Below are 20,240 nucleotides of genomic sequence, written 5' to 3' on the forward strand. Positions count from 1 at the left end.
CGTGCGGCTGGTGGCGATGCCGGGGATCAACGATGCGCTGTTTCATCCGGCGTACTTCTTCGGCCTGGTGACAAGTGGCCTGACCGTGGGCTCGATCTACGCGCTGATGGCGATCAGCCTGGTCGTGACCTTCCGGGCCTCCGGGCACATCAACTTCGCCCAGGGCGAGATGGGCACGCTGGGCACGTTCGTCGTGTTCACGCTGTGCGTCCAGCACGGTCTGCCGTACTGGCTGGCGGTGCCCCTGGTGATCCTGCTGTCGATCCTGTTCGGGGCCGGGGTGGACCGGGGGCTGATCCGCCCGGTGGAGCGGCGTGGCCCGCAGGGAGCGATGCTCGCGACGCTCGGCCTCTATCTGATCTTCAACGCGGTGACGGCGATCATCTGGGGTGTCGACCAGGTCGCGCCGATCACGCCGTTCCCGAGCAAGGTCCACGACCAGTGGGTGCTGCTGGACGGTCCGCCGCAGTTCGCCCTGCGGTACTCCACGCTCTACATCTGGGTGACCGTCGCGGTGGTGACGACCGCCCTCGTGCTGCTGATGCAGCGGACCCGCCTCGGGCTCAGCTACCGGGCCGCGGCGACGAACCCCGACTCGGCGAGCCTGGTCGGCATTCCGGTCGGGCTGATGCGCACCTTCGGCTGGGGCCTGGCCGCCGCGGTGGGCTCGATCGCCGCCATTCTCTTCTCGGCCCAGGGCGGTGCGCTCGACTTCAACCTCATGTCGGGCGTCCTGCTGTTCGGGCTCGCGACCGCCGCCTTCGGTGGCTTCGACAGCATCGGCGGCGCCGTCATCGGAGGTCTCGTCGTGGGACTGGTCGAAATGCTTCTGCCCGCCTTGTTCACGTTCATCGGCGGGCAGTTGAGCACCGTCACGGCCCTTCTGGTCATCGTCGTCGTCCTGCTGATCCGGCCCTATGGACTGTTCGGCAACAAGCCGGTGGAGCGAGTATGAAAGCCCTGGTCGTCCGGCACGGCTCGGTCACCCACCGCGGCATCCAGATCGTGTGCTGCGTGGCCGCGGCTGTCATCGTGCTGTTCCTGGCCGCCTACGAGCCCGACTACCGGCTCGTGAACTACGGGAGCGTCGCCGCCTGGGCGGTCGCACTGCTCGGCCTCAACCTCGTCGTCGGCTACAGCGGACAGTTCACGTTCAGCCAGAGCGCGTTCTTCGGGCTCGGCGGATATGTGACGGCGATCCTCGTCTCCGACCACGGCTGGCCGTTCCTGGCGACGCTGCCCGTCGTCGCGGTCGCCGGCGCGGTCGTCGGCCTGGTCCTCGGCCTGCCGGCGCTCCGGGTCCGGGGGCACTACCTGGCCATCATCAGCTTCGCGCTGGTCGTGGCCTTCCCGAGCATCGTCAACATGGACCAGCTCCGCGACCTGACCGGCGGCGCGAACGGCAAGTCCGCGTTCATCGAGTGGTCGGCTCCGGCCTGGTTCCCGATCGCCATGAGTGACCGGGGCTGGCAGTTCCTCACGCTGGCTGCCCTCGCCGTGCTGTTGTTCTGGCTGGTCTCCAACGCACTGCGCAGCCGCGTGGGACGTGCGCTGATGGCGATGCGGGACAACGAGATCGGCGCCGCGGCGTCCGGCATCAGTCTCGCCCTGTGGAAGGCGAGTGCGTTCGCCATCGGGTCGGCGCTGGCCGCCCTGGGCGGCGCGATGCTGCTGCTCGTGGTGCCGATCGTCGGCCCGGACAGCGGCGGCTTCCTGGTCGCGCTGGAGCTGATCACGGGTCTGCTGCTCGGTGGGTCGGGAACGATCGCCGGTGCCGCCATCGGCGGCGCGGCCATCGTCTGGCTGCCGCAGATCAGCCAGAACCTCGCCGGCTCGCTGCCCTTCCTGGACAGCAACCAGGCGCCGGCCTTCACCAACGTCGTCTACGGCGCGATCCTCGTCGTGGTCATCTTCGTGATGCCGGGCGGGATCGTGTCGTTCCTCCGTCGGGCCCGTGGCCGGTTCCTGCCGATCAAGGACGAGCTGCCGCCACCCAGCGACCCGGCCGGGGCGGGGAGCTTCGAGGGGCTCCAGCCGGTCAGCGAGCACTCGACCGTGCCTGACCGTGGCGAGAGCACGACGTCACCAGCCGGGCGGGTCACGCCGTGGTAGCGGTGGTGGCGCTCCCATAGACGGAGCCCAGCGATCCGGAAATCTTCGAGACTGGAGAAGAGTCATGGTCGAAGCGGAACTTCCGAGCATCGAGGATTTCAGCGGCCTGCACGCGGTGGTGACCGGCGGCGGCACCGGCATCGGCAGGTCGATCGCGCTGAGCCTCGCCGAGGCCGGCGCGGCGGTCGCCGTGGCAGACATCGAGCCGGACGTCGCGAACGCGGTCCGGGACGAGATCGTCGACAAGGGCGGCCGAGCCATCGCCGTCCAGGTGGACGTCTCGAAGCACGACGCCGTCGTCGCGCTGGCCGACCGGGTGTTCGACGAGTTCGGTACCGTCGAGATTCTGGTCAACAACGCCGGCGTGACGGTGCGTCCGTTCCGTGCGCTGTGGGAATCCTCGATCAGTGACTTCGAGTGGGTGATGGCCTGCAATTTCTGGGGCGTGCTGTACGGAATCCGCGCGTTCCTGCCGAGGATGCTCGAGCAGAGTGGCTTCCGGCAGATCCTCTGCACGTCCTCGACCAGCTCGCTGACCGGGCTGGGCGGCCACACCGCCTACACAGCCTCCAAGGGAGCGGTCGACGGACTGGTCCGCTCGCTGACGGCGGAGGTGCGTCCCGCGGGCATCGGTGTGACGACCCTGTTCCCGGGACCGGTGGAGACGCGGATCTGGTCGAGCGAACGGCTGCGTTCCGAGCAGGAGAAGTCCGATCTCCGTGACGTGCCCGCATACGTCGGTCCGGACCGCCCCCACAAGCCGGTCAAGATCGGGGCAGACCGGGTGGGGCCGATGGTCGTCGAGGCGCTCAGGCAGCGGGCCCCGTACGTGCTCACCCACGAAGAGCCGATGCCGAACACGATCGCCTATCTCGACAGCCTCGGTACCTACGCCGGAATTCCTGGTGCATGAGCACGCTCCGAGGTCCGACGAACATCACGGCTAAAAGCTGATAGATAGGAGAACGGGAATGAACCAGCGACTGGGGGATTATTGGATCAGTCTTCCGGAAAATTCGCTGCTCACCTCGTGCCATCTGCGCATCGCGCTGGAAGGTTCAGGTGATCGTTACGTGAACACGATCGTGTTCCGGCCGTCATGGGGCGCAAACCCGAAGGGCCTCCAGCCGGACAGGAGGCCCCGCGCCCGCGACCACAGCGGCGTCGTGTCCGGTCTGCTATTTCCCGCGTTCGAACGGTACGGCGGATTTCGGGGCCGTGACGCCGCTGGGGGGTACGAACCTGCCGTTCAGGTCGACGTATCCGGAGTGTTTCGTCGGTATCGGTAGCGCGGGGTCTGGGCAGGGTGTGTTCGTGCCGTCTCCGCAGATGCCGCCGTTGAGGTAGGAGCGTTTCTGGACGTCCTGGGGCCAGGCGTCGGCGTGTAGGCCGATCCATTGGGCGGGGAGGTTGTAGCAGACGAAGAAGCAGGCGCTCGCGGCGGCGAAGATAGCGAGGAAGCGGACGGACTGGCGCCGGACCGCGCCGCCGCGGATGGCCTCCAGCCCGCGTTCGGGTATGGTGCGGCCCTGGTCGTCGGTGAAGAACCGCAGGCAGCACAGGGCGGTCTGGACGCCGCCCCACATCAGCCCCTCGTAGAGCGGGTACTGGTGGTAGGTGCCGGCGAAGAGCGAGACGGATCGGATTGCTCCGGGGTAGCTGTAGAACCCGATCGGCATGAGGACCAGGCCCTCCATGACGACGTCGAAGAGGAAACAGATCACGAAGGTGATGCCGATCAGCCGCAGGTTGCCGATGCCGGGCCACCGATTTTTGATCCTGTGCATGGCTGTGCAGAGCGAAATCGTGAGGACCAGTACGCCCCAGGTGTAGCCGGGCACGTTTGTCAGGATGGGGGCCGGTACCTGGTGGCCTGGTGCCTCGGGGGAGATCCAGCCCGGGATGAAGTGGGACCAGGAGCCGCGGTTGAACAGCCAGGTGTTGTAGACACACCAGGTGTTCGTGTAGTTCAGCAGCGGGTCCTGGAAGCCCATCAGCCCGAGGCTGGCCAGCAGCATCCCGTCCAGGGTGATCCGGCGCTCGCGTAACCAAGGCCTGACCAGGAAGTGCCAGATGGCGATCGGCAGGCCGATCCACATCGCGGCGGCGTCCACCACCAGCGGGATCTTCATGTACAGCGGGGGATCGCTCGGGCCCTGCGGGACGCGTGCGAAGTAGGGGCTGGTGACCCAGCGGATCCACACGTAGAGCTGGACCAGGAGCAGGACACCCCCGACGACCGACCAGACCCGGACGGCGTTGCGGGGCGGCGGGCTGTTCTCCGACTCGGGCCCTGGCGTTCGCTGGACCTCGGCCGGGGGTGGACTGGACGTCACCGACTGATCGCTCATGACACTGCCTCCCGCGCCGCGACCGGCCCACTTAATAGATCGACCGGTCGATTCATTACGGGATTGTGTTGGCTGCCTGTCGGACAGTCAAGATGGGTGTCGTCGGGCTGGTCGCGAGAGGAGCGTGGTGGTGTCGGAGAGCGCATCGACGCTGGGGCGGCCGGTGGGTTCGCGGGGTGAGGACACCCGCCGCCGGATCGTCGCTGCCACCATGCGGTGTGTCGCCGAGGTGGGATACGCCCGGGCGACGATTCGCGAGATCGCCCGGGCCGCCAATGTCACCAGCAGCGTCCTGTACCACTACTTCCCGAACAAGGCCGAGATCGTCAAGGCGGCGTACGTCGACCTCAGCGCCGCGGCGATGCCGGGGCTGCTCGACTCGGCGAAGCAGTCGGGCGGACTCGTCCACAAGCTGGTCGCGGTGATGCACCGGGGCGGCGAGATCGTGCAGGAATACCCCTACGCCCTCGCGTTCGACCGGGCGGTGCGCGCGCCCGGCGTCGCGGACGCCGAACTGGCGACCATCGGAGAGACGATCTTCGCGTCGCTGCGCGGTCTCGTGGAGGACCTGGTCTGGCAGGCCCACCGCGACGGCGAACTGAACCCCGACGTGACGCCACCGGCAGCCGCCGAGGCCGTGTTCGCTCTCATGCGCGGGCTCTACGACCACGCCTCCCTCGCGACCCCCGACCAGTTCGCGACCACCGTCCACGCGGTCAAGCTGCTACTGCTCGGAACCCTGATGACCAGCGACAACCGAGGCCAGAGCGCGACGCCGACGGGTCCCGCCACCTCACCTCGTTCGCCCTGACCGCCAACGCCGTGCGACGCCACCCCCTGGTGGTTCGCGCTCCGTCATCTCGGGCGCCCGTGCGGGGAGCGCGGCTAGCTCGGCGGCCGCATCCGGGAGTTGTCCCAGGTCAGCAGACGGCCCTCGGGGGCGAGACGCAGCACGGCGAAGGTGGCGTACGCCTGGCGGGCGGTTTCGGGCATCGCGTCGGGCGCCAGGCGGTAGTCGCGGTACTTCTCGTCCAGCGCGCCGTGGACGTGTGCCTGCTCGGTGTCGTCGGTGACGGTTCGCAGCTGCCCGCTGAGGTGGACCCCGAACAGCGCCTGCCACTGTTCGCCGTGCTCGACGAGGAAGGACGCGCGGGGGTCGCGCCGGACGCGTGCCACCTTCTTGGAGCCGACCGGCGTGCGCAGGCACACGGTGCGGTCGACGACGACGAACCAGGTCGGCAGCGTGATCGGGCGGCCGTCGGCGCGCAGGGTGGTCAGGATGCCCGTGTGGGCGGCCTCGATCGCGGCCCAGGCCTCGTCGTCGGTCAGCCGGATGCTCATGTGGGGTCCTTGACGATGTCGCGGCCGCGGGCGGCGAACGCGGTGGGGCTGAGGGGGCGGCTGAAGGCGGTCGCGGTCTCGTGGCTCAGCGCCCCGGAGAGCGGAAGGTCCTCCCCGCGGGCGTAGAGCGCGAGGACGTCCCGCACCGCCGAGGTGTCCGCGACCGACGCGGCGAGCCGGGCCGTGAACGGCAGGAGGTCCTCGTGGGGCACGACGTGGTTGACCAGGCCGCGGGCGAGCGCCTCGGTGGCGTCGAGGAACCGGCCGGTGATCGACATCTCGCGGGCCAGCCGGACGCCGACGGCGCGCGGGAGCAGGGCGGACAGGCCCCAGGTCGCGATCACGTCGAGGCGAGCGTGGGTGTCGGCGAAGCGCGCGCGGTCGGAGGCCACGATGAACGACGCGCTGAGCGCGATCTCGAGGCCGCCGGACACGCAGGCGCCGTTGACGGCACAGATCACCGGGGTCCTCATGGCGCGCAGGGCGCGGCCGGGATCGGTGCGGAACTGGTTGGCGTACCGGTCGGCGAACTGGCCGAGATCGGTGAAGTCGTTGCCGGCGCAGAACGCCGGGTCGGTGCCGGTGAGGACGACGACGCGGACGGTCGGGTCCTGGTCGGCGGCCGCGAGCGCCGCGACCAGGCCGGCCTGCATGTCGCTCGACAGCGCGTTGCGCGCCTTCGGCCGGTTGAGCTGGATCGTTCGGATGCCGCCGTCGGTCGACACCTCAATTTCGGACAACGTCTCCTCCACGCCTAGAGCCCGGCGGGCCGCAGGAGGCGTGGGAACGTTCGTCCGCGCGCCTCGGCCCGGTCTTCAGGAGCACTACAGGGTTTCCCCGCCGTCGAGGCCGATGATCTGGCCGGTGAGGAAGGCCGACTCCGGCCCGGCCAGCGTGGTGACCAGCCAGCCGATCTCGGCCGGGTCTCCGGCGCGGCGGACCGGAATGCGCCGCATCAGCCACGCGGCGGTCTTCGGGTCGTCGTGGGCGGCCTCGGTCATCGAGGTGCGGACCTGCCCGACGGCGATGGCGTTGACGGTCACCCCGTAGCGGGCCCACTCGAAGGCCAGCGACCGGGTCAGCTGTGCCAGGCCCGCCTTCGCGGTGTCGTAGGCGCTGCTGAACGGGACGACCCGCCCGAGCGCCGACGACACGATGTTGATCACGCGCCCGTGGCCGCGGGTGAGCATGGCCGGGGCGAACGCCCGCAGGACGTGGAACGCGCCGTCGAGGTGGACGGACTGGGTCGAACGCCAGTCGTCGAAGGTCAGCCCGGCCCGCGCCGAGTCGGTGGGCAGCGCGACGAACGGGGCGAGCACGAGGTTCCCGGCGTTGTTGACCACGATGTCGACGGCCTCGAACCTGGCGATCGCCTCGTCGTGCACGCGCCCGACCTGCTCGGGTGAGGTGACGTCGGCGGCCACGGCCAGCGCCTCGCCGCCGGCGTCCTCGACGAGCGCCGCGGTGGCGGCGAGCTCGTCGGCGTTCCGGGCGGTCAGCACGACCCGGCAGCCCGCCCTGGCCAAGGACAGGGCGATGGCGCGACCCAGCCCGCGACCGGCACCGGTGACCACGGCGGCCTGGCCGTGGAGCGGGGAGGCGGACGAACCGCCCTCCTCGTCATCATCCCAAAATCGTTTTAACATTTGTGGATATCCTAGACCCGTGCCCGCCGCCGAGTCCAGGAGATCCCGCATGGCCGAACCGCTGCTGATCGACCGCCACCCGACCGGCGTGACCGTCGTCCGCCTCAACCGGCCGGAACGGCTCAACGCCCTGTCGGGGGAACTGATGGACCGCCTCCACGCGCTGTGGCGTGAGCTGGCCGGTGACCCGTCCCTGCGCGCGGTGGTGCTCACCGGGCAGGGGCGCGGGTTCTGCTCCGGCGCCGACGCGGCGTTTCTCGCCGGCGAACGCGCGCCCAGGGGGCGCGACCTGGACGACGAGCTGAACTTCCTGCCCGGCCGGACCCTCGAGGTCCCCGTCGTCGTGGCGGTCAACGGCACCTGTGCCGGCGCCGGCCTGCACTTCGTCGCCGACGCGGACATCGTCCTGGCGGCGCCGCAGGCGGAGTTCCTCGACCCGCATGTGTCGGTGGGCCAGGTGAGCGGGGTGGAGCCGCCGTCCCTCGCCCTGCGCCTGCCGCTGCCGATCATCGCTCGCATGGTGCTGATGGGCCGGGCCGAACGCCTGCCGGCCCAGCGGGCGTTCGATCTGGGGCTGGTCTCCGAGCTCGTCGACCAGCCGGGGCTGTTGGCCCGCGCCGTCGAGGTCGCCGAGCACATCGCCGCCGCGTCGCCGCGCAGCGTCCGGCAGACGCGCCGCGCGCTGCGCCGCGTCGCCGACCGGCTGGAGCCGTTGATGCAGGCTGGCTGGGCCGACGTGCAGGCACATTGGGGCCACCCCGACGCCGCCGAGGGCCCGAGCGCGTTCGCCGAGAGGCGTCCGGCCGTCTGGCAACAGTCCCTTGACGAGGTTGAAAAACCCTCGTAGTGTCCGCCCGGTCCGCAAAAGGATGAATCTTTTTACAAAGCGTTGGGGGCTACGACCGCGATGACACCAACTCGACGGACGACATCTGCGATCGCCGTTGCCGCGCTCAGCGCCGCCGCGCTGGCGGCGTGCGGCAGCAGCGGCAGTGACGGCGGCTCCGCCGGCTTAGGCGCCGGCGGCGGCTCGTCGTCCATCACCATCGACGTCGGGACCCAGAAGCTGACCTTCCCCGCGGGCACCAAGCCGAAGATCGCGATGTTCGCCGGCAGCGGCATCGCCTACCAGACGGCGTACCGGGACGAGATCCCCAACCTGGAGAAGAAGTACGGCATCTCGATCACCTACCTGGACTCCAAGTTCGACCCGACGACGCAGCTCAGCCAGCTGCGCACGGCGATCCAGGGCAAGAAGTACAACGCGTTCCTGGTGGAGAACTACAGCGCGGCGTCGGCCTGCACGCTGCTGACCAAGCAGGCTCCGGCCGCCGGCATCCTGGTCAGCCAGCTCGACAACCCGACCTGCGACCAGGCGACGAAGCCGGCCGGTGACGAGTTCTGGACGCCCGGCACGCTGAACTCGATCGGCGCCGAGTCGACCGTCACGTACTACACGGGCTGGGCGCGCGAGGCCAAGCAGCTGCTCGGCGCCGGCGACCACGAGGTCGCGGTCATCAACGGCCCGCCGCTGGTCGCCGCCACGAAGAACATGGACAGCGCGATGAGCGCGAACGGCTTCAGCCCGGTCGCCAACCTCAACTCGGACTACACCACGCCGACCGCGCTCAAGCAGACCGCGGACCTGCTGCAGTCGCACCCGAACGTGAAGGCCATCTTCTCCGTCGGTCCCGACGTGACCGTCGGCATCGTGAGCGCGCTCAAGCAGGCGGGGAAGAAGCCCGGTGACGTGCAGGTCTTCGAGGTCGGCGGCGCCAAGCAGAACGCGCAGCTGATCAGGGACGGCTGGCTGACGATGAGCGTGCCGTACACCCCGAAGACCATCATCGACACCGCGGTCGCGTCGATCGTCAACGCCCTGGCGGGCAAGCAGGGGCCCAAGTTCGACGCGGCCCTGAACGCCGGTACCGCTGACACGCCGTTCCAGATCACCAAGGACACGGTCGACACGTACCAGTTCGAGTACTGAGCGCCGACGCCGCCGAGACAACCGCTAGCGCAAGGGGCTTGAGGCATGCAGATGCCGCAGGAACCGACCCCGGTGGTCGATTCGCACATCCACTGGTGGGACCCGGGTAACGCCTGGATGGTCATGGCCACCCAGGAGCAGGCCGACGAGCTGGGGATGGGTGACATCAGCCCGATGGTCCGGCCATACCTGCCGGCCGACTACCGGGCCGACGCCACCGGCGCGGTCGAGGGCTACCGGGTCGAGCGCGTCGTGTGGGTGATGGCGACGCTCTTCGACGGCGGGCACGTCGACGAGGTGCGCTGGGTGCGCGCGGTGGCGAAGGACGAGCCGCTGCTCGGCGCGGTCATCGGCAGCGTCGACCCGAGGCTGTCGGCACGCGAGCGGCAGGAGTCGTTGGCCGCGCAGGCGGACTGGGAGCTGTTCCGCGGCGTGCGGGTCATCGGCGAGCTGGACTACGGCTCGCCGGTGGCCGGCGACTACATGCGGATGCTGGCCGACGCCGGGCTGGTGTACGACCACATGGGTCATCACCAAACGATGGCCGACGCCGCGCGGCTGGCCGAGCGGCATCCGGACGTCCCGTGGATCCTCGAGCACTGCGGCTGGCCGCGGCACCCGGACGACCCGGCGGACGTCGCGGCCTGGCGCGAGGGGATCCGGGCGCTGGCGGCGGTGCCGACCGTGCACTGCAAGCTGTCCGGGCTGGCGATGGCGATCCACGCCTTCGACGCCGACCGGCAGCGCCCGTTCCTCGAGTTCTGCCTGGAGCAGTTCGGCCCGGGGCGGTGCCTCTACGGCAGCAACTTCCCGGTCGACCGAAACTACGGCCACTACGACGAGCTGCTGCGGATGTTCCTGTCCGTCATCGCCGGCCTGTCCGCCGAGGAACAACGGCAGGTCCTGTACGCCAACGCGCAGCGGATCTACAGGATCTAGATGGCAGCCGACGAACGACCGGGTGACCGCACCCCGGCCGCGGCCTACCGCGGGGTGTCGAAGACCTTCGGGGCGGTCACGGCGCTGCACGACATCACCCTGACGATCGAGCAGGGAACGATCCACGCGCTGGTCGGGGAGAACGGGGCCGGGAAGTCGACCGCGCTCGGCATCCTCGCCGGGCGGCTGGCTCCGAGCACCGGCACGGTCGAGCTGTTCGGCCACCGCCTGCCCGCGCTCCAGCCGCGCGAGTCGCGTCGGCTCGGCGCCGCGGCGATCTACCAGGAGCTGACGATCGCGCCGGCCCTGAGCGCCGAGGCCAACGTGTTCCTCGGCCAGCCGATGGCACGCCTGGGCGTGTTGTCGACCGGCTCGATGCGCCGGCGCTACGAGCAGCTGTGTGACCGGCTCGGGGTTCCCCCGGTGCCCTCGGGCCGGCCGGCCGGCGCGCTCTCGGTCGCCGACCAGCAGCTGCTGGAGATCATGCGGGCGATGGCGTCCGACGCCCGGCTGATCCTGTTCGACGAGCCGACCGCGTCCCTCGGCATGGCCGAACGTGATGCCCTGCTGCGGCTGATGGGGCAGATGCGGGCCGACGGCCGGACGATCGTCTTCGTCAGCCACAACCTCGACGAGGTCCTTCAGGTGGCCGACACCGTCACGGTGTTCCGCGGCGGGCGCCTCGTGCGGACCACGCCGCGCGCGCAGATCACCAAGCGGGAGACGGTGCGCAGCATGCTCGGCGACGAGGTGGATCTCAGCCTCGTCCGCAGCCTGCAGGGCGAGGCGGGCCAGGACGTCGCCCGCCGGGCGCGCCCGGCGTCGTCGGCCGGCGAGCCGCTCCTGCGCGTCGAGGGGCTGGCGCTGCCCGGCGCGCTGGACGACGTGCACCTCGAGGTCCGCGCGGGCGAGATCCTCGGCCTCGGCGGGCTCGTCGGCTCGGGCCGCACGTCGATCCTGCGGGCGCTCGCCGGCCTGGAGCCGCGGGCGAGCGGCCGGATGATCCTGCGCGGCCAGGAGGTCCGCTGGCCCCGATCCGTGCGCCGGGCCCGGGACTACGGCATCGCGCTGGCGCCCGAGGACCGCAAGACCCAGGGCCTCGCCCTGGAGATGTCGGCCGCGGTCAACGTCGTGATGAGCGACCTCGGCCAGGTGTCCAGCTGGGGCTGGATCTCGAGCTCCCGCCTGCGGGCGCGGGCCAGGGACGCGGTGACCCGGTTCGGCTTCGACCCGGCCCGGGTCGACGAGCAGGCCGGGCGGCTGTCCGGCGGCAACCAGCAGAAGCTGCTGCTGGGCCGGTGGAAGCACTCCGAGCCCGCGGTGCTGCTGGTCGACGAGCCCACGCGCGGCATCGACATCGGGGCGAAGGAAGAGGTCCTCACCGCGCTGGAGGAGATGGCCTCGCGCGGGCTGGCCATCATCGTCGTCTCCTCCGAGCTGGAGGAGCTGGTGGTCGTCAGCGACCGGGTGATCGTCCTGGCCGAGGGCCGGTACGCCGGCCAGCTCGACCGCGCCGAGCCGGACTTCTCCATCTCGGCGATCCTCGACAAGGCGTTCTCCGGAGGGCAAGGCGTATGAAGACGAGCACCCAGGCGGAGCCCGCCACGTCGCGGGCCGAGTCCGCCCCGAGCCGGCCCCGGGGCGTGGCCGCCGTCGACCTGGCGAGCCGCTACTCGATGGTCGGCGTGCTGGTCATCCTGGTGATCGTGGCGCAGGTGTCGGTGCCGGGCTTCCTCGACGCCGGCAACCTCGAGGTCGTACTGGTCAACACCACGTCGGTGGGCCTGGTCGCGATCGGCATGACCTTCGTGCTCATCGGCGGCGGGTTCGACCTGTCCGTCGGCGGGATCTTCGCGGCGGCCGGCGTCCTGTACGCCACCCTGGCCAACTCGATGCCGGTCGGGCTCGCCTTCGCGCTCATGGTGCCGATCGCGCTCGCCGCCGGCCTGATCAACGGGCTGATCGTCACCCGGCTGCACGTCAACCCGTTCGTGGCCACGCTCGGGTCGTCCTCGATCTTCTCCGGCATCGCCTACCTGATCAACACGTCGGGGGCGGTGACCGTCACGCGGCCGGGGTTCGACTACCTCGGGAACGCGAAGTGGCTGGGCGTCCACGTGGAGATCTGGATGCTCCTGCTCTTCTTCGTCATCGGCGGCGCGGTGCTCGCGCGCACCGTGTACGGCCGGTCGGTGTACATCGTCGGCGGCAACCCGGACGCGGCCCGGCTGTCCGGCATGCGGGTCAGCACGGTGCAGGCGTCGACCTACGCGCTGACCGCCCTGTGCGCCGCCGTCGGCGGGATGCTGCTGACCTCCCAGACCGGCGTCGGGCAGGCCAACGTCGGGGTGGACGTCACCCTGAACTCGATCGCCATCGTGATCATCGGTGGCACCTCGCTGCGGGGCGGCCAGGGGGCGATGTGGCGGACCCTGATCGGGCTGCTGATCATCGCGACGATCGACAGCCTGTTCAACCAGCTGGCCTGGGACTCCGCGACCCAGTCGCTCGCCAAGGGCGCGATCGTGATCGTCGCCGTCGCGCTGGACTCCTGGTCCCAGCGCCGCGCCGAGAACAGGTGAGCCAGACCAGCCGGGCCGCGAGCGAGCCGCTCGGGCCGGGCGTCGTCGTGGGCGGCGAGGCGCGCCGGCCGGTCATGCAACCCGACCGGCGTGTGCGCGGATGAGCCCGCGCCGATCACTTTCCCAGGTCGCGCAGGCTGTCGCGCAGGGCCGTCGCCCTGATCACCTGGGACTCGGAGTTCTCCAGCGCGTAGCGCTGCGAGTGGGTGACGTGGCCGGCGTCGATCTTGCGGGCCGCCTCCCCGTCGCCGGCGGCGATGGCGTCGAGCAGCGCCGTGTGCGCCGCCAGCACCGCGCGCCGCTGCTTCGTGTCCGGGTAGCGGCCCTCCGACGTCACCCGCGCGGCCCACTGGCGCTCCTGCTCGGACCACAGGCTCTCCAGCGCGCCGACCATCACGATGACGGTCTCGTTCCCGCACGCACTGACCATCAGCTCGTGGAACTCCCGGCTGGCCTTGGTGAACTCCTCGCCGTCGTCGATCGCGGCGGCGGTGCGCTCGACGTTGGCCCGCAGGCCCGGCAGCACGGCGTCCATCCGGTCCGGCCGCGCCGCGCACAGCGCGGCGGCGAGCGGCTCGATCTGCTCGATCGCCGCCGCCAGGTCGCTGATCGACGCCTTGCGCGACTGCAGCACCAGGCCGAACGTGTAGGCGGACGTCGCCGCGGTGGGAACCTCGACGACCGAGCCGCCGATGCTTCCGCGGCGCACGGTGAGCAGGCCCTCGTTCTCCAGGTGACGCAGGGCCTCGCGCAGGGTCGGCCGGCTGATGCGGAACTCCGCCATCAGGTCTTCCTGCTTCGGCAGCGAGTCGCCACGAGCCAGGTCGCCGTCGATGATGCGGTCACGCAGGATGCCGGCGACGAACTCGGCCACCCGGGGCGGCCGGAACTGCGCCGGGCGCGGGCTGGCCTGGTCCGCGCCCGGTTCGGCCCCCGTCATCTCTTGCCTCCCGCTCGCCTGGCCGGCCCACGCCTTGTCATCGTTTCCTCTCGGTATGCGGTCACGATATCCGGACCGCTTCGAGGCCCTCGCGCGGCCGATTGACCAATCTTTTTATGTTTATACTTTAACGCAGACCTTGAGCCGAGGGAGCGGTGCCATGGACGTCCATCTCGGGGAGTTCGCCGATCGAGCGCGTCCCCAGCCCCGCGACCTGGTCGAGGCCTGGCTTCCGCGGACGTCGCTCGGTGCCTTCACGCAGGCCGCGGTGCCTTTGGTGGGCGGCCGGTCCCTGCCGGAGAAGGCCGCGTGACCGGCACCGTCGCCGACGTTCTGCGGCCCGCGCTCGCCGATCTGCCCGACGCGCCGGCCCTCGTTGGCCCCTCGGGGTCGCTCACCTACGCCGAGCTCGACGCGGCCGCCGACGCGGCCGCCGGCGCGCTGTGGGACCTCGGGGTCCGCCCCGGCGACCGGGTGGCGGCCTGCCTGCCGAACGACCTGGACATCGTCGTCGCCTTCCACGGTGCCCAGCGCGTCGGCGCGCTCTGGCTCGGCATCAACGAGGCCTACACCGAGGCGGAACAGGAACAGCTGCGCGCGCTCAGCACCCCCCGGGTCGTACTCGGGGGTCCTCGCTGCCGGCTGGGCGGCCCGTCGGTGGTGGGCGTGGACCGGTGGGCGAGGCTGGTCCGGGCCGGCTCGCGCGCGCCGGCGGTGGACATCGACCCCCACGCCCCGGCGGCCATCGCCTACACCAGTGGGACGACCGGCCTGCCCAAGGGCATCGTGCACAGCCAGCACAACCTGCTGCTGCCCGGCGCCGTGCTCGGCGCGACCCGCGGATGGGGGCCGGACCTGCGCAAGGGCGACAGCATGCCGATGACCATCCTCAACCTGCTGGTGCTGAGCACGCTCACGGCGGCCCAGGCCCGGGGCTGCGCAGTGCTCATCGACCGCCGGGACATCGACGGCATCGTCGAGCAGCTCCGCGCGCACGACGTCAACGTCTGGAACGGCGCGCCGCCGCAGATCTACGACCTCGCCCGGCGCCCGGAACTCGACCTGAGCGCCCTGCGCGAACTCTGGAGCGGCGGCAGCGACTGCCCGGACGAGCTGCGCCAGAACGTGCGTGACGTCCACGGGCTCGGGATCCACTCGACCTACGGGCTCACCGAGGCGCCGACGGTCGTCGCGATCGACCCGGTGGACGGCCGGACCAGGACCCGCGCCTCCGGAGTCGTCCTGCCTCATCTCGAGCTGGCCGCCTGTGACGCCGACGGCGTCGGCCAGCCGAGCGGCTCGATCGGCGAGTTCCGCGTCGCGGCCGCCGGCACGGGCGACTGGGCGCACCAGTGGCGACCGCCGCTGGGTCAGTGGCGGGACGGCGAGATGATCGCGCACCAGCCGCCGGGCGCTGTGGTGACGGGTGACGTGGGAACCGTCGACGCGGACGGCTGGGTCACCGTGCTCGACCGCGAGAAGCTGGTGATCGTCCGCGGCGGCGCGAACGTCTACCCGGCCGAGGTCGAGCGGGTCCTGCGCCTGCACCCCGGGGTGGCGGCGGTCGCGGTCTTCGGCGTCCCCGACGACCGCCTGGGCGAGCGGGTCGCGGCCCTCGTCGTCACGAGGGGCCCGGTGACGGGGGCCGAGCTCGCCGCGCTGTGCCGCGAACGGCTCGCCCGGTACAAGGTGCCCGAGGTGTGGGGCCGGGCCGACGGGCTGAGCATGAATCCCATGGGAAAGGTGAACCGTCAGGGGCTGGTGGACGCCCTGTCGGCCGCGGAACCGCTGGGTAGTTCCTAGCGCCAGCGGCCTCGCCGGATCATCCCCAGTCCCGACGGGCGGGCCTTCGGGTTGAGCCCGAAGTGGCGACGAGCTTGTCTGGACCGGGGAAACGCGTGAAGCCGCGGACGGCCGCCAGGCTGGAGATTCCGGCGGCCGTGTCCACTCCCGGGATCGTCAGCAGTCTGGGCGTGCGTCCAATCCGCCGCTCACGAGTCGCCGGCGTTGACCGGTGTCGGGCCGGCTCGTGCCGTGCTCGCCGGCGGCGCCGCGGCCGCCGTCACGACGCTGATCGCGCTGGCCGTCGCGGCCACCCTCGGCGGCACCTGATCCCCGTCCGCGTCCCTGGGACATCCCTGGGACGGTCGCAGCGCGGGGAAGAGGGGTCCGCCGGGAAGGTGTTCGCGACCCGGCTCGCCGACTACCTCGTTAGTCGGTGGTTGCGGGCGAGAGGCCGAGCGCGGTGGCGAGGACGGTCGTGGCCTCGGCGCGTTCCCGTCGGCTGACGGTGGCGTGTGGCGCGATCCCGCCGGAGCCGTGGAACGTTCCGGGGAACAGGTGGAGTTCGGCTGGGACGCCGGCGGCGAGGAGCGCCTGTGCGTAGGCGATGCCCTCGTCGCGCAGGGGGTCGAACTCCATCACGGAGATGTAGGCGGGCGGCAGGCCGATCAGGTCGGTCGCCCGAGCGGGCGCGGCGTAAGGCGAGACGTCCGGTGTGCCGGGGATGCCCTCGCCGAGGTAGGCGTTCCAGCTGATGACCGCGTTGGACCGGTTGAGCACCGGGGTGTCGACGAACTGGCGCATGCTGGCCGTGTCGAGCCGGTCGTCGAGCTCGGGGACGGCGAGGAACTGGAAGCACAGCGGCGAGCCGCCGCGGTCGCGGGCGAGCAGCGCCAGCCCGGCCGCCAGTCCGGCGCCGGCGCTGGTCCCACGGACCGCGACGCGGGCCGGGTCGATGCCGAGACCGGCGGCGTTGCTCGCCAGCCACGTCAACGCGGCGTAGCAGTCCTCCAGCGCGGCGGGAAACGGGTACTCCGGGGCCAGGCGGTAGTCGACCGCCACGACGACAAGATTCAGCGCCCGGACGAGGTCCAGACAGGCCCGTTGCACGCCACGGTCGCCGATCACGAATCCGCCGCCGTGGATGTGGAGCAGACCGGCGGAGGCGCCGGGCCGGCCGGCGGTCCGCGCGGGCTGGTAGACCCGGACAGGAACCTCCGGCGCGCCTGGGGGCCCAGGAACGTGAACGACGCGTATGTCGACGCCGGAGGTGTCACGTCGCTGGCCATGCCGGGCTTCGGCAAAAGACGCCCGGACCGCCGCCAGGTCGGTGAAGTCCAGGGCCGGCAGCATCGGGACCACCGCGGCCAGCTCGGGATCGAATCGGTAGGCCAATGCAACGCTCCCTTCGGCCCGAGGAAAGTCGCGGAGGCCGTCGATCGGATCAGGCTGCAGCTCCTTACCGACGACGGCCTCGACATGGGCATCCGTATCGAGGGTGCCCGGCCGCTGGCGGGGCTGGGCGGGGAACGCAGCGAGTATGCCGCCGTCTACCAGTCCTGGTCGGCGAGTAGCAGTTTGGCGAGTGGTTCGAGGGTGGTCACGAGCTCGTCGAGTTCGTCGGGCTGGAGGCTCTCGTACGGCTTCGCGGCGAGGTCATCGGTGAGCGCCTCGACCCGCTGTTTGATGGCGCGGCCCGTGTCGCTGAGCCAACCGTCGGCTGCGATCAGGTCGCGGTCGCGCATTCCGTCGATCACGGCGGTGAGCTGCGCTGGGGGGAGGTGGTGGATCCGTCCGAACTTCTGCGCGGGCATGCCCACGTCGAGGGCGTGCAGGACGTGGGCCTCCAGGCCGCCGACCCCTTCGATCATGAGGGCGGCGATGTGCCCGTCGCCGCGGTGCTCGCGCAGCATGGAAGCGGCGTGGAAGAGGCGAGCCACCGTGTCAGCGGGGATCGGGATCGCGCGTAGCGCGGCGTACATGGGCCGGCCCTCGACCGGTGCGCTGGTCGCGGCCCTGAGCAGCAGTTCGGTGGCCCGTGCGAAGGCGGGCGAGTCGACGTGGTCGGCGAGGATCCGCCGCAACGCCCTCACACAGCCCCTCTGACGGGCGGCGATCGCGGCTTCGGGCGTGGTTGTGTCCCACACCTGCGGGATGTGGCGGGCGACCTCGCCGGGAGCGAAGTTGTAGAAGAGCGCGTCGACCACCTGCGCCGGGACGAGGCCCAGGGGCGCTGCCCGTCCGGCGAAGTAGGTGTCCCAGTAGTTGGTGAACCCCAGGGCGAACATCGCCTCGTTGGGTTCGTCGGCCGCGTAGGGGATGACACCGATCGGCTCGACCAGCTCGAACATCCGGCGTGCCGTCGCGTTCATGGCCTGATCCTCCTACTGTCCAGCCCGTCTTGCGGACACTCACAATCGCTTAGACGCTTCGATCCCACGAAACTCATCGACGTCCTGGCCCGGCGGCGGCGCCTGCCCGGCCGGGGGCTGCACCGTCGAGGATGGGATGCGTGCGGGTGACGATAAGAGTGCGACCAGGGGCCAGCGGGACCGCCGTCGGCGGCGAGCTGGGCGGCCCGGACGGCGAGCCGAGCCTGGTGGTGCGTGTCTGCGCGCGGGCGGTCGACGGGAAGGCGACCGAGGCGGCACTGCGGGCGCTCGCCGACGCGCTCGGCCTGCGCCGTGCCGATGTGTCCCTCGTACACGGCGCCACGAGCCGCACGAAGCTCGTGGAGATCGCCGCGTCGCCGGCCGATGAGCCCGCGCTACGCGACCGCCTGACCGCCCTGCGCCAGCGCCGTTGACCAGCGCAGACCGTCCACCGGCCGCCCGAACCGGCCCGCTCGGGGCGCCTGCGCACCGGCGGCTAGCGGCCGGACCAGCGCGGCTCCCGCCTCGCGCGGAACGCGGCCACGCCCTCCTGAAGGTCCGCTGTGGAGAAGGCGAGGGCGAGCTGGGTCTGCAGGTAGCCCAGGGCGGCGTCGAGTGGCTGGTCGCGGGTCGTGTCCACCGCATCCTTGCCCATGCGCATCAGCACGGGTGAACGGGATGCGATCAGGCCTGCCCACAGGTCCACCTCGGCGGCGAACCCGTCGGCGGGCACCACCGCGTTGACGACGTGGAGTCGTTCGGCCTCCTCCGCGGTGATCAGTCGGCCGGTCATCATGAGCTCGTTCGCCTTGGCCCGCGGCATGCTTCGGTAGATGAGCGCGGAGATCATGAAGGGGAACATCCCGACGTTGATCTCAGGGCAGCCAAACCGCGCCCCGGCGCGGGCGATGATCAGGTCGCAGGCGAGTGCGAGACCGAACGCCCCGGCGAGGACGTCCCCGCCGGCCGCGCAGATGACTGGTCGTCCAAGCTGTCCCAGCAGGCGAAAAACTCGGGGAAATCGGTTCAGACCGGCGTACCGCTCCAGGAGCGGAGTGTCGTCGGTGAACGCTTTGAGATCTCCGCCGCTCGAAAATATCCGATCATCGGCTGACGCCAGTACGACCACTCGCACAGAATCATCCATTTGGGCCTGTTCGAGCCGGTCGATCAGTTCGTCGAGCAGGGAACTACTCAGGGCGTTACGCGTGGCGGGATCCTTGAGCGTCATGGTGGCCACGCCGCGAGCATCACATTCGTATTCCACAAGGGACATCGAGCGGTTTCTCGCCTTCTACGGGGTCGGCGGAACCGGAGACGGTTCCGCGCCGCACGCCAGAGTGCCGCGTCAGGTGTCGACCGCGTCCGGTCGGTCTCCGCCTGGTCAGCTCTGCGGAGCGGCGAACAGGGTGAGCATGTCCGGGAAGCTGCGCAGGGTGTGGCCGCCGTCGACCGAGAGGTGCTGGCCGGTGACCCAGCTTGATTCGGGGCCGGCCAGGAACCGGACGGCGGCGGCGGTGTCCATCGCCTTGCCGTGTCGGGGGATGGGCTGACCGGCGAGGAAGGCGGCGCGCACGGTCTTGTTGCTGAGCATGCCGCTGGTGCTGTCGGTCTGGGTCATTCCGGGGCGGACGGCGTTGACTCGAATGCCGCGCTCGCCGAGTTCGTCGGCCGCTACGCGGACGAGGTGGTCGACTCCTGCCTTTCCCGCGGCGTAGCTGGCCAGGTAGCGGGTGGAGAAGACCGCGGCGGTGGAGGAGATCGCAACGATGGAGCCGCCGTCCGTCATCGCGAGGCCGCCGTACTTGATCAGTAGAAAGACTGGGCGGAGGTTCATCTCGACCTCGCGGGTGAAGTCGTCCGGGTCGCGTTCCAGGATCGGGGCGAAGGTGCCACCGCCCGGCACCGTCACCCCGATGTCGAGCCGCTCACCGTCGGCGGCGACCTCGACGGCCCGCTTCACGTCGTCGGCCACGAGGGTGTCGCACCGGGCCGTGTGGAGGACCAGACCCTCGCCGTCCTTGAGTCGCGCAGCCGCCGCGTCCAGTTTGGCCTGGGTACGCCCGGCGATCGTGACGCGGGCGCCGTCGCGGGCGAGCAGTGTCGCGCTCGCCAGGCCGAGGCCGCTGCCGCCGCCGATGACCAAGGCGTGCAGTCCGTCGAGTTGTGCCATCGCGTGCTCCTT

Annotated in this window: 21 protein-coding genes; 12 read left to right on the plus strand and 9 right to left on the minus strand. The window is 70.8% G+C overall.

Translation table 11 applies throughout. The annotated features are described in order from the left end of the window. Window position 1 precedes the first annotated feature (1 nt). From FRAEUI1C_RS16170 to FRAEUI1C_RS16180, 3 genes are all read left to right on the plus strand, one after another. Window positions 2-955, plus strand: coding sequence for a branched-chain amino acid ABC transporter permease (locus FRAEUI1C_RS16170; RefSeq protein WP_013424382.1), 954 nt, complete (start codon window positions 2-4; stop codon window positions 953-955). Beyond that, window positions 952-2,112: a branched-chain amino acid ABC transporter permease gene (locus FRAEUI1C_RS16175; protein WP_013424383.1), complete on the plus strand. Its 1,161-nt coding sequence runs from the start codon at window positions 952-954 to the stop codon at window positions 2,110-2,112. Before FRAEUI1C_RS16170 ends, FRAEUI1C_RS16175 begins: the two co-directional genes overlap by 4 nt. A gap of 64 nt (window positions 2,113-2,176) precedes the next feature. Then, window positions 2,177-3,025: an SDR family NAD(P)-dependent oxidoreductase gene (locus FRAEUI1C_RS16180; protein ID WP_013424384.1), complete on the plus strand. Its 849-nt coding sequence runs from the start codon at window positions 2,177-2,179 to the stop codon at window positions 3,023-3,025. Window positions 3,026-3,290: 265 nt separating this feature from the next. Here FRAEUI1C_RS16180 and FRAEUI1C_RS16185 read toward each other — a convergent pair whose 3' ends face one another. Then, window positions 3,291-4,463: a spirocyclase AveC family protein gene (locus FRAEUI1C_RS16185; protein ID WP_013424385.1), complete on the minus strand. Its 1,173-nt coding sequence runs from the start codon at window positions 4,461-4,463 to the stop codon at window positions 3,291-3,293. A 130-nt stretch (window positions 4,464-4,593) separates the two neighbouring features. On the opposite strand from FRAEUI1C_RS16185, the gene FRAEUI1C_RS16190 reads away from it, so the two are divergent. Beyond that, window positions 4,594-5,274, plus strand: a complete 681-nt coding sequence (locus FRAEUI1C_RS16190) for a TetR/AcrR family transcriptional regulator (protein ID WP_013424386.1) — start codon at window positions 4,594-4,596, stop codon at window positions 5,272-5,274. A 74-nt stretch (window positions 5,275-5,348) separates the two neighbouring features. Here the strand turns inward: FRAEUI1C_RS16190 and FRAEUI1C_RS16195 are convergent, their stop codons facing one another. From FRAEUI1C_RS16195 to FRAEUI1C_RS16205, 3 genes are all read right to left on the minus strand, one after another. Further along, on the minus strand, window positions 5,349-5,804 hold the full coding sequence (locus FRAEUI1C_RS16195; protein WP_013424387.1) for a pyridoxamine 5'-phosphate oxidase family protein: 456 nt from the start codon (window positions 5,802-5,804) through the stop codon (window positions 5,349-5,351). Further along, on the minus strand, window positions 5,801-6,544 hold the full coding sequence (locus FRAEUI1C_RS16200) for an enoyl-CoA hydratase (protein ID WP_013424388.1): 744 nt from the start codon (window positions 6,542-6,544) through the stop codon (window positions 5,801-5,803). The genes FRAEUI1C_RS16195 and FRAEUI1C_RS16200 overlap by 4 nt, the downstream gene beginning before the upstream one ends. A gap of 84 nt (window positions 6,545-6,628) precedes the next feature. Continuing rightward, on the minus strand, window positions 6,629-7,450 hold the full coding sequence (locus tag FRAEUI1C_RS16205; RefSeq protein WP_013424389.1) for an SDR family NAD(P)-dependent oxidoreductase: 822 nt from the start codon (window positions 7,448-7,450) through the stop codon (window positions 6,629-6,631). A 49-nt stretch (window positions 7,451-7,499) separates the two neighbouring features. Here FRAEUI1C_RS16205 and FRAEUI1C_RS16210 point away from each other — a divergent pair, with 49 nt between their 5' ends. The 5 genes from FRAEUI1C_RS16210 to FRAEUI1C_RS16230 are packed head-to-tail and all read left to right on the plus strand — an operon-like array spanning window position 7,500 to window position 12,961. Further along, window positions 7,500-8,297, plus strand: a complete 798-nt coding sequence (locus FRAEUI1C_RS16210; protein WP_013424390.1) for an enoyl-CoA hydratase/isomerase family protein — start codon at window positions 7,500-7,502, stop codon at window positions 8,295-8,297. A 60-nt stretch (window positions 8,298-8,357) separates the two neighbouring features. After that, window positions 8,358-9,440: a sugar ABC transporter substrate-binding protein gene (locus FRAEUI1C_RS16215; protein ID WP_013424391.1), complete on the plus strand. Its 1,083-nt coding sequence runs from the start codon at window positions 8,358-8,360 to the stop codon at window positions 9,438-9,440. A gap of 45 nt (window positions 9,441-9,485) precedes the next feature. Continuing rightward, window positions 9,486-10,379: an amidohydrolase family protein gene (locus tag FRAEUI1C_RS36365; RefSeq protein WP_049806922.1), complete on the plus strand. Its 894-nt coding sequence runs from the start codon at window positions 9,486-9,488 to the stop codon at window positions 10,377-10,379. Beyond that, window positions 10,380-11,957 (plus strand): sugar ABC transporter ATP-binding protein, encoded by a 1,578-nt coding sequence (locus tag FRAEUI1C_RS16225; protein ID WP_013424393.1) that lies wholly within the window; start codon window positions 10,380-10,382, stop codon window positions 11,955-11,957. It abuts the gene before it with no gap. Next, window positions 11,954-12,961 carry an ABC transporter permease gene (locus FRAEUI1C_RS16230; RefSeq protein WP_013424394.1) on the plus strand — a complete coding sequence of 336 codons (1,008 nt, stop codon included), beginning with the start codon at window positions 11,954-11,956 and terminating at the stop codon, window positions 12,959-12,961. The genes FRAEUI1C_RS16225 and FRAEUI1C_RS16230 overlap by 4 nt, the downstream gene beginning before the upstream one ends. 115 nt (window positions 12,962-13,076) lie before the next feature. Here the strand turns inward: FRAEUI1C_RS16230 and FRAEUI1C_RS16235 are convergent, their stop codons facing one another. Then, window positions 13,077-13,901 carry a FadR/GntR family transcriptional regulator gene (locus FRAEUI1C_RS16235; protein ID WP_013424395.1) on the minus strand — a complete coding sequence of 275 codons (825 nt, stop codon included), beginning with the start codon at window positions 13,899-13,901 and terminating at the stop codon, window positions 13,077-13,079. A gap of 160 nt (window positions 13,902-14,061) precedes the next feature. On the opposite strand from FRAEUI1C_RS16235, the gene FRAEUI1C_RS41105 reads away from it, so the two are divergent. Both FRAEUI1C_RS41105 and FRAEUI1C_RS16240 read left to right on the plus strand, forming a co-directional pair. Continuing rightward, a complete protein-coding gene (locus tag FRAEUI1C_RS41105) occupies window positions 14,062-14,214 on the plus strand; it encodes a hypothetical protein (RefSeq protein WP_013424396.1) in 153 nt (50 codons plus the stop codon). Continuing rightward, on the plus strand, window positions 14,211-15,704 hold the full coding sequence (locus FRAEUI1C_RS16240; RefSeq protein ID WP_013424397.1) for a class I adenylate-forming enzyme family protein: 1,494 nt from the start codon (window positions 14,211-14,213) through the stop codon (window positions 15,702-15,704). The genes FRAEUI1C_RS41105 and FRAEUI1C_RS16240 overlap by 4 nt, the downstream gene beginning before the upstream one ends. Window positions 15,705-16,112: 408 nt before the next feature. Here FRAEUI1C_RS16240 and FRAEUI1C_RS16245 read toward each other — a convergent pair whose 3' ends face one another. Both FRAEUI1C_RS16245 and FRAEUI1C_RS16250 read right to left on the minus strand, forming a co-directional pair. Further along, a complete protein-coding gene (locus tag FRAEUI1C_RS16245; RefSeq protein WP_013424398.1) occupies window positions 16,113-17,078 on the minus strand; it encodes an alpha/beta hydrolase in 966 nt (321 codons plus the stop codon). Between the two features lie 155 nt (window positions 17,079-17,233). Next, on the minus strand, window positions 17,234-18,055 hold the full coding sequence (locus FRAEUI1C_RS16250; RefSeq protein WP_013424399.1) for an SCO6745 family protein: 822 nt from the start codon (window positions 18,053-18,055) through the stop codon (window positions 17,234-17,236). A 140-nt stretch (window positions 18,056-18,195) separates the two neighbouring features. Here FRAEUI1C_RS16250 and FRAEUI1C_RS16255 point away from each other — a divergent pair, with 140 nt between their 5' ends. Further along, the gene (locus tag FRAEUI1C_RS16255) at window positions 18,196-18,489 is read left to right on the plus strand and encodes a DUF167 domain-containing protein (RefSeq protein WP_013424400.1); all 294 of its coding nucleotides are present in this window, start codon (window positions 18,196-18,198) and stop codon (window positions 18,487-18,489) included. Between the two features lie 62 nt (window positions 18,490-18,551). Here the strand turns inward: FRAEUI1C_RS16255 and FRAEUI1C_RS16260 are convergent, their stop codons facing one another. Then, window positions 18,552-19,295, minus strand: coding sequence for an enoyl-CoA hydratase/isomerase family protein (locus tag FRAEUI1C_RS16260; protein WP_269724404.1), 744 nt, complete (start codon window positions 19,293-19,295; stop codon window positions 18,552-18,554). Window positions 19,296-19,439: 144 nt separating this feature from the next. Then, complete coding sequence (locus FRAEUI1C_RS16265; protein ID WP_013424402.1) at window positions 19,440-20,228, minus strand: SDR family NAD(P)-dependent oxidoreductase; 789 nt, start codon at window positions 20,226-20,228, stop codon at window positions 19,440-19,442. Window positions 20,229-20,240: the final 12 nt, after the last annotated feature.

It is taken from the genome of Pseudofrankia inefficax (genome assembly GCF_000166135.1).
GTDB lineage: Bacteria > Actinomycetota > Actinomycetes > Frankiales > Frankiaceae > Pseudofrankia > Pseudofrankia inefficax.